The sequence below is a fragment of the Mycobacterium sp. NGS64 genome (assembly GCF_059812245.1).
The window spans coordinates 609,619-626,338 of sequence record NZ_JCALCI010000004.1 but is presented as its reverse complement, the minus strand read 5'-3'; the positions used below and the strand labels follow the sequence as shown (position 1 = coordinate 626,338).

Sequence of the window (16,720 nt, the reverse complement as noted above, 5' to 3'; positions counted from 1 at the left end):
GATTGTGTGCGTCCGGGCTTCATGGGGTCGACCTCTCGTGAAGAACGACGGGAAGGTGGGTGGGGCCACGCAGCGAGCTGTTAGTGGACCAGGTTGTCGGTCCGGTGAGCGAGATTCGGGACACGCGGTTGACCAGTTCACGGAGAACGGCTTGCGCCTCCATCCGTGCCAGCGGCGCTCCCAGACACAGGTGTGGACCGTAACCAAAACCGACGTGGGTGCGTGGATTTCGGTCCGCGCGGAAGGTGTTTGGGTCGTCGAAGGCAAGGGGATCGCGGTTGGCCGCTCCAAATGACATCAGCACGCGTGAACCCGATGGGATGGTGACATCGCCTACTTGATAGTCGGCACGAGTGTATCGGTAGAGGTTTTGAATGGGACTGGTGTAGCGCACGTGTTCTTCGATGGCCTGAGGGATGAGGTCGGGGTTGGCGCGGATCATGTCGTATTGATCGGGGTAGTGGGCGTAGGTGTGGAGCATCCCCCCGAGAAGGTTGGTTGTGGTCTCATTGCCGGCGATCAAAAGCAAGATTGCGATATAGAACAACTGGTTGTCGGTCATCGCACCATCGGCGCTGTGCGCCAACAGGCGGCCGAGGACGGTGTCCGATCCCTTAAGGTGCCCCTCCGCCAGATGTTTCAAGAAATAGCGGCGCAGCGCTACTGCGGCCCGCATCGACCGGGCCGTACTCGCAACGCCTTTCACCGAAGGGGTGAAGTTGATGATTTGGGTGGCTTCGTCTGACCACCGGCGGAAGTCGGCGATGTCGCTCTCGGGGACGCCGAGGATGGCGGCGATGACGCGAAGAGGCATCGGGATTGTCAGCCGCTGCACGGCATCGCAGTCGCCAGCAGCGATCATGTCATCGACGAGTTCGGCGGCAAGCTCATCGATGATGCTGCGCCAACTCTCCAGTGCACCTTTGGTAAATGCCGGCTGGACTTGTTTGCGCAGGCGGCTGTGCTGTTCTCCGTCGGTGACCACCACAAGATCGGCGACCATCCGTACTCGGGTCACTCCATGGCTGCTGGTCACCTGATCTGTGTCGCATAGGGCTGCGCGGACGTCGTCGAGTCTGTGCAGAATCCATGTGGCACGCCGAGGGTTGTAGTGAACACGTCCGCTGCGGTGCAGGGCGTCGTAGGCAGCGTGGGGCTGCGCCGCGACGGCCGGGTCCAACGGGTCATAGTCGGTATTGATCGCACCCGTCCAGCCCGTGTAGCCCCGACTGCGCGTGCGGAGCGCCGCGGCGACATTTAATCGCCCCGCTGCAACGATCGGCGACAACAATGCGATGGAACCGTCAGCGGCCTTTCCGAGCTTCAAGATGAGCGCACCTTCCCGACAGCAGTGGCTTTAGAGTCAGTCCCGGCCGCGAGGCGGTCAATACCTGGCAGCGAAGTTGAGAAGGCCCCGCACACGGCTGAGAAGCACTTCTGTCCGCAAAATCATCAGGAGCTGCGCATGCCTATGAGACATCGAGCCCAATATGTCTCGCGGTGATAAAACGGATTTGTTGTGACCCCGCCTGACGTAGACCATCGCCGGTACGCCAAGGAGACCCCAGCCTGCTAAGGCGTCGCTTAGAGCACTTGTATTTCGCCAGTCGTGCCGTCGACCTCGACAAGCGCGCCGGGCGGCAAAGTCTTGGTGGCGCCCGCAACGTCCACCACACACGGGAATCCGAACTCGCGGGCCACCACCGCCGCGTGCGACATGGGGCCGCCGAGTTCGGTGACGACGGCCGCGGCGTAAAGGAAGGCGGCGGTGTAACCGACGTCGGTGACCTCGGCGACGAGGATTTCGCCGGGCTGCAGGTCGTCGATGGTCTCCGGCCGCACGATCCGTACGCGGCCGCGCACCCGGCCGCCGCAGACACCGACCCCGTGCAGGGTGTCCCCGCTGGTGAGTGCCGCCGACGTCGTCTCGGTTGGCTGCCAGCTGCCGCTGAACACCGTCGGCGGAACGACGGTGGCCAACCTGCGCTGTTCGGCTCGGCGCCGGGCCACCAGGCCCCCGACGTCGGCCGGGAGGGCATCGAGCTCGTCGACCAGCAGATAGAACACGTCGTCGGCGGTCTGGAAGATTCCGGCCTCGACCAACCGGCGCCCGTACTCACGCATCAGGTTGCGCAGCACCCAGTTGGCCCGCACCACTTTGTCGCGACGGACTTCGCGATCGCGAAGTTGGTGTCCGGCCAGGCGGGCAATCGGCTTGGCCCGCAGCGGAATCCGGGTACGCTCCGGCTGCGGTGCGGGAGGTGCGCTCATCGCCCTGGCCACCATGCGCACGAGCAACTCGGGGTCGTCGGCGTAGCTGGTCGAGCGCATCTCGAGTTCGGCCGGGCCGCGATGCCCGATCAGCGCCAGCTCGGCCAGCACCGCGGCGTGAAACTCCGGCGCCTCGACCGCCAGCTTGCCCAGCCGCTCCCCCGGTTCGGCAAGCAGCGCCGTCACTTTCGGGTCCCGCTGTGCGGCGAGCACCAACCGCTGCATCGCCTCAACCGATCGGGCGCTCACCAGTTCCGGTCCCGCGGGCGCGGCGGTGTCTCGCCCACACAAACCGCGCAACAACACGTTGAACGCGGCGCACAGCATGAACGAAGCCGAGGCCAGAACCCAGCCGTGCACCACCTCGTCGCGCGCCAGCGCAATCAGGCTCAGCAGCCGGCGATCGTCGAGCCGGCTGACGTCGTCGCCGGCCAGCCGCTCCAGGCGATCGACATCGGCGACGAACTCGTTCGTGTCATCGGCCGATCCGGCGGACAGGCCGATCAGGTTCACACCGAACACCCCGATATTGCGCACAGTCCGCAGTTGCCTTCGCAGCCGGCTGGTTTCGGAGCGTGGGCGCTCCGCACCGAAGACCGGCAACGACGCCATACTGGGGCCGAAGAATCCGCTGTTGCTGACGATCGTCGCGGGTTTGGCGAAGGGCACCGTCTCCGCCATGAAATGCGCCGAGGTGATGGCGCCGTAGAGCCGGTGGGCGAACACCGCCACCGTGCGCATCGCGATTTCGCGCTGGATCACCCCTCCCGGCCGCAGCCGCTCGGCGATGGCCACGCCGCCGGCGCGCAGCCCGCGCACAGTCACCGAGGCCGATGCCGGGGAGAACGGGCCGGGCAACGCCTCCGACAAATTGGTGGCCAGGAAGGTGGGAAAGCGCGGGTCGATCGGGGTGTCGAACTCCCCGTTATCCCCTGCCGGGCCGGCCCAATTGGGCTTCACGCCGTCCTCGCTCGGGGCGTCGACGGTGGGCAAGTCCTGGATGTTGGTCATCCGCCAGGGCAGCGATACCACCCGCTTGCCCACGCTGACCCGGCCGCGCACCGCGACCGCGAAATCCTCGATGCACTCGGCGGAGTTCCAAGCCGGCCGGAACTCCCACTGGTGGCGCAACCGCGCGGTATCCATGAACGGGGCACTCTGCACGAGTCGCAGCTCGGCGGGTCGGATGCCCGAGCGCACGATCGGGCGTCCGAGCGCCGCGGCCACCCGCCGGAAGGTCAGCTCACCCGGTGCGGCGAGATTGATTGGGCCACCGCCGACTTCGGTGTCCACGATCGCCCGGTTGAACAGCCGGAGCGCGTCGTCGAGGTGGACGACCTGGATGCGACGATCGGCCGCCGCGCCGGGAAACGCCGGTAACGCCAACGCCCGGCGCACCCAGTTGTCGACGCTCCGGCCGAGGATCAGCGCCGAGCGGATGACGACCCATTCCAGGCCCGAATCCTCGAGCAGCCGTTCGACGCGGGCCCGGTGCCGGCCGTCGGCGCTGACGGGGGTTCTCGGGTCATGCTCGGTCTTGGGCGCGTCCCCGCCGCCGTAGACGTGCGCCGACGACGGGAAAACGATTCGTCGGGTTCCGGTTTCGGCGATCGCCTCGAGAACGTTGAGCGTGCCGCCGATGTTGACCTGCTCGCTGCCGGTTGCCCACGCGCAGTGCGCGACGACGTCCGCACCGGCGATGGCGCGCTTGACCGCTTCCGCGTCGCGGATGTCCGCCTCGACGAATTCCGCCGCGCTCGACCAGCTTTCGGGGCGGCGTCGGGCCATGCCGACGACGTCATGGCCCTGGCTGAGGAGGCGGGCGGCGAGGCCGCGGCCGAGCACACCACTGGCCCCGGTGACCGCAACTCTCACGCGGCGCCCTTACTCATCGTCGTCATCGTCGCTCAAGGCCGCGTTGACCAGCGCGTCGAGATCCATGTCGGCGATGTCCTTTTCGCTCGTCGCCGCGGGGGCCGACGGACCGCTGCCGTCGGCCTCGTTCGCCAACGCGAGCAGCAGCTCCAGCACCCCCGCCTGGCGCAGGCGCTTGACCGGAATGGACCCGACGACGCGTTGGATCTCGGCCTCACCGGGCGCGGCGGCAGGGGCGCTTTGCTCCGCCGTGCCGACGAGTTCGCGGTAGATGTAGCCGGCCAGCGCCGCGGAGTTCGGGTAGTCGAAGATCAGCGTCGGCGAAAGCCCCAGCCCGGTGGCCGATTTGAGCCGGTTGCGCATCTCGACGGCGGTCAGCGAGTCGAAGCCCAACTCCTGGAACGCCCGATCCGGATCGATGGACTCGGGGCTGGAGTTGCCCAGCACCGTGGCGATGTTCGAGCGGACCAAGTCCAGCACCACCGCCTGCTGTTCGTCCTCGGGCAGCCCCTCGAGGCGCTGCAGCAGAGCCGATTTCGACTTCGCCGCCGCCAGCGAATCGTCAACCTGACGCCGGGTCGGCGCGTTGATCAAATCGACGAACATGGGCGGCAGCGTGCCGTTGTCGAACTTGACGCGCAGCGCCGCGAGGTCGATGTGCGCGGGCAACATGAACGGCTCGTCGACGATCAACGCGGTGTCCATCAATTCCAGCGCCTCGTCGGAGGACATCGCGACGATGCCGTCCCGGCCGAACCGGGCCCGGTCGGCGGCGCCCAGGGCACCGGTCATGGCGCTGGCCTGGTCCCACAGGCCCCATGCCAGCGAGATCGCCGGCAACCCCAGGTTGCGCCGGTGCACCGCCAGCCCGTCCAGGAACGAGTTGGCCGCCGCATAGTTGGCCTGGCCCGACGCTCCGGCCAGCCCGGCCATCGACGAGAACATCACGAACGCGGACACGTCGAGGTCGCGGGTGAGCTCATGCAGGTTCCATGCCGCATCGACCTTGGCGCGCAACACCGCGTCGACGCGTTCCGGCGTCAGCGACGAGATCACCGCGTCGTCGAGCACCCCGGCCGCGTGAATCACGCCGGACAGCGGTCGCTGCACCGGGATATCGGCCAGCACCTTGGCGACGGCCTCGCGGTCCGCCGCGTCGCAGGCGACCACCTGCACCTGGGCCCCGGCCGCGGACAGCTCGGTCATCAGCTCCGCCGCGCCCGGTGCGTCCAGGCCGCGCCGGCTCATCAGCACCAGATGACGCGCGCCGTGCCGGGTTACGACGTGACGTGCCAACGCCGAACCCGCCATGCCGGTCGCGCCGGTGATCAGCACGGTGCCCGCCACCCAGGCGTCCGGCATGCTCATCACGACCTTGCCGACGTGGCGGGCCTGGCTCAGGTACCGCAACGCCGCCGGCGCGCGCCGCACGTCAAACCTGGTGACCGGCAACGGTTGCAGCACGTCGTCCCCGAACAGCGCCGCCAGCTCGTCGAGCATCTCCTGGATGCGCTCGGGTCCGGCCTCGAAGAGGTCGAAGGCGCGGTAGCGCACACCCGGGTGGTCGCGGGCGACGACCTCCGGGTCGCGAATGTCGGTCTTGCCCATCTCCAAGAACACCCCGCCGGGGGCGACCAGCCGTAGCGACGCGTCGACGAAATCGCCGGACAGCGAGTCGAGCACCACGTCAACGCCGCGGCCCCCGGTGATCGTGCGGAACTTCTCCTCGAAATCGAGGCTGCGCGAGTCGGCGATGTGGTCGTCGTCAAAGCCCATGGCCCGCAACGTGTCCCACTTGCCCCGACTGGCCGTCGCGAACACCTCCAGGCCGAGGTGGCGGGCCAGCTGCACGGCGGCCATGCCCACCCCGCCGGCCGCGGCGTGCACGAGGACCCGCTGACCCGGCTTGACGCCCGCGAGGTCGACCAGCGCATAGCGGGCGGTGGCGAACACCACCGACGCCGTCGCGGCCGCCGTCAGTGACCAGCCGGCCGGCACCTTGACCAGCAGCCGCTGGTCGGTGGTGGCGATGGTCCCGGTCCCGTCCGGGAACAGGCCCATGACCCGGTCGCCGACGGCGAAACGGCCGTCGCCCGGGGCCGTTTCGAGAACGACGCCGGCCGCCTCGATGCCCATGACCGCGTCCGGATCGGGGTAGAGGCCCAGCGCGATCATCACGTCGCGGAAGTTGGCGGCGATGGCCGACAGGGCGACCCGGACCTGGCCGGGGCCCAGCGGTGCAACGTGCTTAGAGGCGTCGGGGATCCGCTCCAAGCGCAGATTCTCGATGGTGCCGTAGCTGCTCATGCCCAGCCGCCACGGGCCGTCGTCGGGCGGCACCAACAGGCCGCCGACGGCGCGGCTGCCGTGCACCCGCGCGGTGAAGACGGTCCCGTTGCGCAGCAACACCTGCGGCTCGGCCGGCGCCAAAACGGCCGCCACAGCGTCGGAATCCAGCGGCACATCGGTGTCGACGAGCACGATGCGGCCGGGGTGCTCCGTCTGCGCCGAGCGCACCAGGCCCCACACCGCCGCGCCCGCCAGATCGGTGACGTCCTCCCCCGGCAATGCCATGGCGCCGCGGGTCGACACCACCAGCGTTCCCGCCCCGTCGCGCGAGAGCCATGACTGCAGCACCGGCAGCACCGCGCGCGTCGCCGCGTGTACCTCGGTGACGACGTCCCCGGCGACGGGTGCCGATTCGAAAAGCACCGCCGCGGTGTCCTCGAATTCCTCCAAACCCTCAGTACCCCAGGCGCACACCTCCACCGGCTGCACCGCGGACAGCGGCTGCGCGGACCAGACGACCTCGAAGAGCCGGTCGGGTCCGGAACTCGACACCGCGGCCAGCAGCTGCTGATCGGTCACCGGTCGGGCCACCATCGACGCCACCGAGAGCACCGGCAACCCCAAGCCATCGGCCAATTCGATCGACACGGCCGACTCCCCCACCGGCACGATCCGCGCCCGCACCGCCGCCGCGCCCGCCGCGTGCAGGGACACCCGCTGCCACGAGAACGGCACCAGCATCGACCCTTGGGGGAGCTCGCCGCTATCCGACGCCAGGATCACCGCGTGCAACGCGGCGTCGAGAATCGCGGGGTGGACACCGAATCCGGCCACCGACAGCCCGGCGTCCTCGGGCAGCGCGACTTCGGCGAACACCTCGTCGCCGCGGCGCCACATGGACGTCAGGCCGCGGAACGCGGGCCCGTACCCGTAGCCACGCTCGGCCAGCCGCTCGTACCCGTCGCCGATATCCACCGGCACCGCGCCCACCGGTGGCCACGCCGACAGATCCGTGTCCGGTTGCACGGACCCCGCGCGCAGCACGCCCTCGGCGTGCAACGACCAGCCGGACCCCGACTCGGCGCGCGAAAAGACCGATACCGAACGGGCGCCCGAATCGTCCGCGCCACCGACGACGACCTGAACCGCGACCGACCCACCGGCCGGCAACACCAGCGGTGCGGCCAGGTTCAGCTCGTCGACGACGCCGCAGCCCACCTCGTCGCCGGCCCGGATCGCCAACTCGACGAATCCCGCACCCGGGAAAAGCACGACACCACCGACGGCGTGGTCGGCCAGCCAGCCTTGCACGCTCGGCGACAACCGACCGGTCAGCACGACGCCACCCGAGGCCGGCAGCTCCACCACCGCGCCCAGCAGGGCGTGTTCGCCGGCCGCCAGCCCCAGCCCGGCCGCGTCCGCGGAGGCGCCGTCGGCGGCGAGCCAAAAGCGCCGCCGTTCGAAGGCATACGTGGGCAGCTCAACGAAGTTGGCCGCGCCGAGCGTGCCGCGCCAGTCCACGTCCATCCCGGCGACGAACCCCTGCGCGACGGCGTTGATCAGCGACGCCGGCTCCAGGCGTTCCTTGCGCAGGGCCGACGTGGTGGTCACGACGGCGTCCGGCAGCGACTCCTCGATCGACGCTGTCAGCCCGCCGCTCGGCCCGACTTCGAGGAACCGGGTGGCGCCGGCGGAGTGCGCGAACCGGACGCTGTCGGCGAATCGCACGGCCTCGCGGACGTGCCGCTTCCAGTACGCCACCGAACCAAAGTCGTCGCCGGCCAGTTGCCCGGTCAGGTTCGACACGACCGGGATGGTGGGCTTGCCGACGACGAGCCCGCCCGCGACGGTTCCGAATTCGTCGATCATCGGATCCATCAGCGGGGAGTGGAACGCGTGGGAGACGGCGAGTCGATGGACGCGGCGGCCGTCGGCGCGCAGCCGGTCGGCGACCGCGGTCACCGCGTCGTCGGGGCCGGAAATGACCACGGAGGCAGGCCCGTTGACCGCCGCGATGCCGACGCCGGCCGTCAGCAGTGGCCGCACCTCGTCTTCGGTGGCCTGCACGGCGATCATCGCTCCGCCGGCCGGCAGCGCCTGCATGAACCGGCCTCGGGCGGCGACCAGTACCGCCGCGTTCTCGAGCGACAGGACACCGGCGACGTGTGCGGCGGTGATCTCGCCGACCGAGTGGCCCATCACGAAATCGGGCCGTACACCCCAGGATTCGAGCAGCCGGAACAGGGCGACTTCCACGGCGAACAGGGCCGGCTGCGCGAATTCGGTTGTGTTAAGCAGGTTTTCGTCCTGGCCCCACATGACGTCGCGCAGGGGCCGCAGCAGGTGCTGGTCCAACTCGCCCAGCACGGCGTCGAACGCCTCGGCGAACACCGGGTACGCCGCGTGCAACTCCCTTCCCATGCCGAGGATTTGGGAGCCCTGGCCCGGGAAGACGAAGACGGTCTTGCCGGCGGACGTTGCCACGCCACTTATCACCGAGCCGGCCAGGTCGTCGCGGGCCAGCTCGTCCAGCCCGGCCAGCAGGTCGTCGCGGTCACCGCCGACGACGACGGCCCGATGCTCAAAGTTTGACCGGCCCGCCAGCGACCACGCCACATCGGCGACGTCGAGTGCGGCGTGGCTGCGAAGGTGCGTCGCCAGCCGGGTGGCCTGCGACGTCAGGGCCGTCGCCGATTTCGCCGACACCACCCACGGCACCACCGGCAGCTCGGGGCGCTGCACGACGCGCTCCGACCCGGCGGGCGCGGCTTCGATGATCACGTGTGCGTTGGTGCCACTGATGCCGAACGAGGACACCCCGGCGCGCAGGGTCTTGCCGTGTGCGGGCCAGGGCCGGGCTTCGGTCAGCAACGACACGGCCCCCAGCGACCAATCCACGTGGGGGCTGGGCTCGTCGACGTGCAACGTGGCCGGCAACATCTCGTGGCGCATCGCCAGCACCATCTTGATCACACCGGCAACGCCGGCCGCGGCCTGCGTGTGACCCATGTTCGACTTGATCGACCCCAGCCATAGCGGTTCGGCGCGGTCGCGTCCATAGGTGGCCAACAACGCTTGGGCCTCAATGGGATCGCCCAACATCGTTCCGGTGCCGTGGCCTTCGACCGCGTCGACCTCGGCCGCGGACAGCCCGGCATTGGCCAGCGCCGCCCGCACCACCCTCTGCTGCGACGGACCGTTGGGCGCGGTCAAGCCGTTCGAGGCGCCGTCCTGGTTGATCGCCGAACCCCGAACCACCGCCAGCACCTGGTGCCCGAGGCGCTCGGCGTCGGACAGGCGCTCCACCACGAGCATGCCGCCGCCCTCGGAGAATCCGGTGCCGTCGGCCGCGCCGGCGTAGGCCTTGCACCGGCCGTCGGCGGACAGCCCGCGCATGCGGCTAAACTCGACGAAGATGTCCGGGGTGGCGTTGACCGTGACGCCGCCGGCCAGGGCCAGATCGGATTCGCCCGTGCGCAGCGACTGCACCGCCATGTGCAAGGCCACCAACGACGACGAGCACGCCGTGTCCACCGAGACCGCGGGGCCCTCCAGGCCCAGCGCATACGAAATGCGGCCCGACGCCACACTGGACGACTGCCCGGTCAGCCGGAAGCCCTCGGCGGCCGCCGGGGCGCCGATTCCGTAGCCCTGCGTGTACACCCCGGCGAACACGCCGGTGGCGCTGCCCCGCAACCCGCCGGGCTCGATTCCCGCGCGCTCCAACGCTTCCCAGGACAGCTCGAGGAACAGCCGCTGCTGCGGGTCCATGGCCAGCGCCTCGTTCGGCGTGATGCCGAAGAAGGCGGGGTCGAAGCCGGCGACATCGTCGACGAAGCCGCCGGTGCGGGTGTAGCAGGTGCCCGGAACGTCGGGGTCCGGGTTGTACAGCCCGTCGAGGTTCCAACCGCGATCGGTCGGGAATTCCGAGAGCACGTCGCGGCCCTCGGTCAGCATGTCCCAAAGGTCCTCGGGGGAATTCACCCCACCGGGATACCGGCACGACATGCCGACGATGACGATCGGGTCGTCGTCGGTGGCGCGGACCACCGGGGCGTGGCTGACCTCTTGCGGCGCTCCGGCGAGCTCGGTGCGCATGTAGCTAGCCAAGCCGCTGGGCGTCGGGTAGTCGAAGATCAGCGTGGGCGAAAGCGCCAGTCCCGTGGCGGTTTTGAGCCGGTTGCGCATTTCGACCGCGGTCAACGAGTCAAAGCCCAACTCCTGGAACGCCTTGTCCGGGTCGATCGCCTCGGCGGTGGTGTTGCCCAGCACGGTGGCGATGTGCGAGCGCACCAGGTCCAGCAGCACCGCGTGCTGCTCGGCCTCGGGCAGCCCCTGCAGGCGATGCGCCAGCGCCGATTTCGACTTCGCCGCGGCAAGCGAGTCGTCGACGCGGCGGCGAGCCGGTGCGTTGACGAGGTCGCTGAACATCGGCGGCACCGCGAGGGCGTGGGCGCGCAGCGCGCCAAGATCGATGCGGGCGGGCGCCATGAACGGTTCGTCGACGATCAGCGCGGTGTCAAACAATTCCATCGCCTCGGCCGACGACAAGGCCAGGATTCCGTCGCGGCCCAGCCGGGCGAGGTCGGCCTCGTCGAGCCCGCCGGTCATCGCGCTGGCCTGATCCCACAGGCCCCACGCCAGCGATATCGCCGGCAGCCCGTGTGCGCGCCGATGCGCGGCCAGTCCGTCCAGGAATGAGTTGGCGGCCGCGTAGTTGCCCTGGCCCGACGAGCCCACCAGCCCGGCCATCGAGGAGAACATCACGAACGCCGACAGATCGAGGTCGCGCGTCAATTCGTGCAGGTTCCACGCCGCGTCGACCTTGGCCCCCAACACCGCATCGACCCGCTCCGGCGTCAGGGAGCTGACCATCGCGTCGTCGAGTACGCCGGCCGCATGAATGACGGCCGAAAGCGTTGGCACAGTGGCGATCACCGCCGCCAGCGCGGCCCGGTCGGCCGCATCGCACGCGACCACCGCGACCCGCGCACCCGCGGCCTCCAGCTCGGCGACCAGTTCGGCCGCACCCGGCGCGTCCGGGCCGCGGCGGCTCAGCAGCGCCAGGTCCCGGACGCCGTGGTGCGCCACCAGGTGGCGGGCCAGCGTGGCACCCGCCATGCCGGTGCCGCCGGTGATCAGCACGGTGCCCGAGGCCAGCCCGGCACCAGGCCCAAAAGGCATGGTCATGACGACCTTGCCGACATGGCGGGCCTGGCTCAGGTAGCGCAACGCGGTGCGCGCGCGTCGCACGTCAAACGTCGTCACCGGCAACGGCTTCAGTACGCCGGCGTCGAAGAGCCCGGCCAGCTCGAGCATCCACTGATGCATTCGGGGGCGGCCCGGCTCGAAGAGGTCGAAGGCGCGGTAGCGCACGCCCGGATATTCCTGCGCGATCGCGTCGGGGTCGCGGATGTCGGTCTTGCCCATCTCGAGGAACATGCCGCCGGGGGCGACCAACCGCAGGGAGGCGTCGACGAATTCGCCTGCCAGCGAGTCCAGCACGATGTCCATCCCGGCCCCGCCGGTGGCCGCCCGGAACTTCTCCTCGAATTCCAGGCTCCGGGAGTCCGCGACGTGGTCGTCGTCAAGGCCCATGGCCCGCAGGGTGTCCCACTTGCCGCGGCTGGCGGTCCCGTACACCTCCAGGCCCAGATGCCGGGCCAGCTGGACGGCGGCCATCCCGACTCCGCCCGCCGCGGCGTGCACCAACACCCGCTGGCCCGGTTTGGCGTCGGCCAGGTGGATGAACGCCATGTAGGCGGTGGTGAAAACGGCGGAGATGGCGGCGGATTCGGGGTAGGACCAGTCTTCGGGCTTGTGCACCAGCAGGCGGACGTCGCCGGCGACCAGGGTGCCGCTGCCGTCGGGGAAGAATCCGTACACCGAATCGCCCACCGCGAACTCGGTGACGCCTGGCCCGACTTCGACCACTACGCCGGACCCTTCACCGCCGAGCAGGGCGTCGTGGGTGAACATGCCCAGGGTGATCATGACGTCGCGGAAGTTCGCGGCGATCGCGCGCAGGGCCACCCGCACCTGCCCCGGCTGCAGCGGCGCGCCGGCGTCGGGCACCGGCTCCAGGCGCAGGTTTTCGAACGTGCTGGCGCTGCTGATGCCCAGCCGCCACGGGCCGTCGGCCGGAGGTACCAGGAGACCGTCGACCGCGCGGCTGCCCTGCACCCGCGGGTGGTAATGCGTTTCGCCGCGCACCAATACCTGCGGCTCGCCGAGCGCGAGGACGGCGGCGATCGCCCGATCATCCAGCGGCGCATCGGTATCCACGAGGACGATCCGGCCGGGGTGCTCGGTCTGCGCCGACCGCGCCAGCCCCCACACCGCGGCGCCGGCCAAGTCGGTGACGTCGTCCCCCGGCAATGCCATCGCACCGCGGGTGGCCACCACCAACACACCGGAGTCATGCTCGGACAACCACGACTGCACGGCGGCCAGCGCATGATGCGTGCGCTCATGGGTCTGCGTGACCGGATCATGCGCGGCGGCAAGGGATTCGAACAACCGGTAGGACGGCGTATCCCCGGCCGAGGCGGTCGCCGTCGCCGGCGACCAGTTCACCTCGAAGAGCCGGTCCGGGCCCGCGCCGGACACCGCCGCGCGCAGCTGCTGCTCGCTGACCGGCCGGGCCGCCATCGCCCGCACCGACAGCACCGGCAACCCGAGACCGTCGGCGAGTTCGATGGAAACCGCCTTGGAAACCGCCTTGGCCGCCGACGTACCGGCCGGCGCGATGCGCGCGCGCACCGCCGACGCACCCGCGGCGTGCAGCGACACACCCTCCCAGGAGAATGGCAACACGACTTCGTCTGCCCCGCCGGCGATTTGGTGGCCCATCACCAGCGCGTGCATCGCCGCGTCCAGCAACGCGGGGTGCACACCGAACCCGTTGACGCCCCCGGCGGCGTCGGGCAGCCGGACCTCGGCGAACACCTCGTCGCCGCGGACCCACGCCGCGGTGAGGCCCTGGAACGCGGGGCCGTAGCCGTAACCGCGCGCCGCCAAGCGTTCGTAGCCCTCGGCCGGGTCGGCGGCGACCGCCCCCGCCGGTGGCCACACCGACAGGTCCGCCGTCGGCTCGACCGAGCCCTTGCCGAGCGTGCCCTCGGCGTGGCACACCCAGCCGGAGCCGGCGTCGTGGCGCGAGAAGATCGACACGCCGCGCCGGCCGCCCTCGTCCTCGGCCCCCACCACGACTTGCACGGCGACCGAGCCCGACCCGGAATCCTTGGCGGGCAACATCAATGGCGCCTGCAGCGTCAGTTCGTCGACCGTCGAGCAACCGACTTCGTCACCGGCGCGGATCGCCAACTCGACGAACCCCGCTCCGGGGAACACGGCCACCCCGGACACCGCGTGATCGGCCAGCCAGCCCTGCAGGCCGGCCGACAACCGGCCGGTCAGCAGCACGCCGCCGGAGGACGGCAGCTCCACGACCGCGCTCAGCAACGGGTGTTCGCTGGTTCCCAGGCCCAGGCCCGTGACGTCGGCCGCGACCCCTTCGCCGGACAGCCAAAACCGGCGTCGGTCAAAGGCGTAGGTCGGCAGCTCCACGAAGCCCGCCCCGTCCAGCGCCCCGCGCCAGTCCACGCCCACCCCCGCGACGAACGCGGTGGCGGCCGAGATCAGGAACCTCTCGAGGCCGCCGTCGTCGCGGCCCAGCGTGGGAACGACGATCGCCTCACTGATTTGCGGGCTGTCGCCCGCTAAGCAGCTGTTGGCGGTGTCTTCGATCCCGGCGATCAACGCGGGGTGCGGACTGGATTCGATGAACGTCCGGAATCCGTGCTCGCACGCGCTGCCCACCGCCTGGTCGAACTGGACGGTCTGCCGGATGTTGCGATACCAGTAGTCGGCGTCCAATCCCGCCGTGTCCAACCGGTTTCCGGTCACCGTCGAGAAAAACGCCGTGCGCGAGGACCGCGGCTCGATGCCGGCCAGCACGTCGGCGAGCTCGCTTCGGATCGCCTCGACCTCGACCGAATGCGACGCATAGTCGACGTCGATCCGCCGGGTGCGCAGCTCCAGGTCGCCGCAGAACCCGACGAGTTCGTCCAGCGCGGCCCCGTCCCCGGACACCACGACGGCCGATCGGCCGTTCACGGCGGCGATGCTGACGCGATTTCCGTAGGGCGCCAACAGCTCCCGGGCGCGCTCGGTGCTGCATGCGATGGACAGCATGCCGCCAGGGCCGGCCAGCGACCTCAGCAGCTTGCTGCGCAACGTGACCACCCGGGCGGCGTCGGCCAACGACAGCGCACCGGCGACGTAGGCCGCGGCGATCTCGCCCTGCGAGTGCCCGATCACCGCGTCGGGATTGACCCCCACCGACTTCCACAGCTCGGCCAGCGACACCATCACCGCAAACAGCACCGGCTGCACCACGTCCACCCGGTCCAAGCCCGGGGCGTCGGGGGCGCCGCGCAGAACGTCGGTCAGCGACCAGTCGACGAACTCGGCGAAAGCCTCCTCGCACGCCTGGATCTGTTGCGCGAATACCGGTGCGGTGTCCAGCAATTCGACGCCCATGCCCAGCCATTGGGAGCCCTGACCGGGGAAGACGAAGACGGTCTTGCCCGCGGCAGCGGCGGTTCCCCGGATCACCGATACGGGTTCGTCTGCTGCCAGCTCATCCAGCCCGGCCAGCAACCGGTCCCGGTCACCGCCGACAACCACGGCACGATGCTCGAAGTCCGACCGGCCCCCCAGCGTCCACGCCACATCGGCGGCATCGAGATCGGCATGGGCGCGCACGTGCGCCGCCAAGCGGGCGGCCTGAGATCGCAACGCCGAGGCCGACTTTGCCGACACCGCCCACGGCAGCGCCGCCGGCGCCGGGTCAGGCTCGCGTTGCGGGGCCTCGGGCACCGCCTCGACGATCACGTGCGCGTTGGTGCCGCTGATCCCGAACGACGACACACCCGCGCGGCGCGCGCGGCTCGCCGGCCAGGGCTGGTTCTCGGTGAGCAGCGACACCGCGCCCGCCGACCAATCCACGTGCGGGCTGGGCACATCGACGTGCAGCGTCGCGGGCAGCGTCTCGTGGCGCATCGCCTGCACCATCTTGATCACCCCGGCGACCCCGGCGCCGGCCTGCGTGTGACCCATGTTCGATTTGATCGATCCCAGCCACAGCGGGGCGTCGCGGTCTTGGCCGTACGTGGCCAACAACGCCTGCGCCTCGATCGGATCACCCAGCGTGGTCCCGGTGCCGTGACCCTCGACGACGTCCACGTCGGCGGCCGAAAGCCCGGCATTGGCCAGCGCGGCGCGCACCACCCGCTGCTGCGATGGGCCGTTGGGCGCGGTCAGCCCGTTCGACGCGCCGTCCTGGTTGACGGCCGAGCCGCGCACCACCGCCAACACTGGATGTCCGAGCCGTCGCGCGTCCGACAACCGCTCGACGACCAGCATGGCCCCGCCCTCGGACCAGCCGACGCCGTCGGCGGCGCCCGCGTAGGCCTTGCAGCGGCCGTCCGGCGCCAGGCCGCGGTGGCGGCTGAACTCGACGAAGACCGTGGGCGTGGCGTTGACGGTCGCGCCGCCGGCCAGGGCCAGGTCGCATTCGCCCGTTCGCAGCGACTGCACCGCCATGTGCAGGGCCACCAACGACGACGAGCACGCCGTGTCCACCGACACCGCCGGGCCCTCCAGCCCGAGCACATACGACACCCGGCCGGAGGCGACGCTGGAGGTCATGCCGGTGAGCCGGTAGCCCTCGATCTCCTCGGCCAACATGCCGTAGCCCTGAACGATGAGCCCGGCGAAGACGCCGGTGGCGCTGCCGCGCAGCCCGCTGGGATCGATCCCGGCCCGCTCCAACGCCTCCCACGACAACTCCAGCAGCATCCGATGCTGGGGGTCCATCGCCAGCGCCTCGCTGGGCGCGATGCCGAAGAACGCGGCGTCGAAGTCCGCGACACCGTCCACGAAGCCGCCGGTGCGGGCGTAGGTCTTGTGACGCGCGTCGGGATCGGGATCGAACAACGCCGCCACGTCCCAGCCGCGATCGGTGGGAAAGTCGGTGATCACGTCGCGACCGTCGGCGACCATTTGCCACAGGTCCTCTGGGGTCTCGACCCCGCCGGGGAAGCGGCACGACATCCCGACGATGGCGATCGGCTCACTCGACCGCTCCAGCAACGCACGGTTGGTGCGCTTCAGGCGTTCCACCTGGACCAGCGCTTTGCGCAGCGCTTCGGTCGCATGCTGGAGTTGATCCATCACTAACCTCGCCTAACCCTCACCTGGCAGGTGGGCGATCTGGTAA

At 70.1% G+C, this 16,720-nt stretch carries 3 protein-coding genes; all 3 read right to left on the bottom strand.

What is annotated here, in order from left to right; genetic code table 11:
• Positions 1-19 precede the first annotated feature (19 nt).
• Positions 20-1,327 (bottom strand): cytochrome P450, encoded by a 1,308-nt coding sequence (locus AC5Y4S_RS20840; RefSeq protein ID WP_500034501.1) that lies wholly within the window; start codon positions 1,325-1,327, stop codon positions 20-22.
• Between the two features lie 257 nt (positions 1,328-1,584).
• Positions 1,585-4,146, bottom strand: coding sequence for a sugar epimerase family protein (locus AC5Y4S_RS20835; protein ID WP_500034500.1), 2,562 nt, complete (start codon positions 4,144-4,146; stop codon positions 1,585-1,587).
• A 9-nt stretch (positions 4,147-4,155) separates the two neighbouring features.
• The gene (locus AC5Y4S_RS20830; protein WP_500034499.1) at positions 4,156-16,677 is read right to left on the bottom strand and encodes a type I polyketide synthase; all 12,522 of its coding nucleotides are present in this window, start codon (positions 16,675-16,677) and stop codon (positions 4,156-4,158) included.
• Positions 16,678-16,720 lie beyond the last annotated feature (43 nt).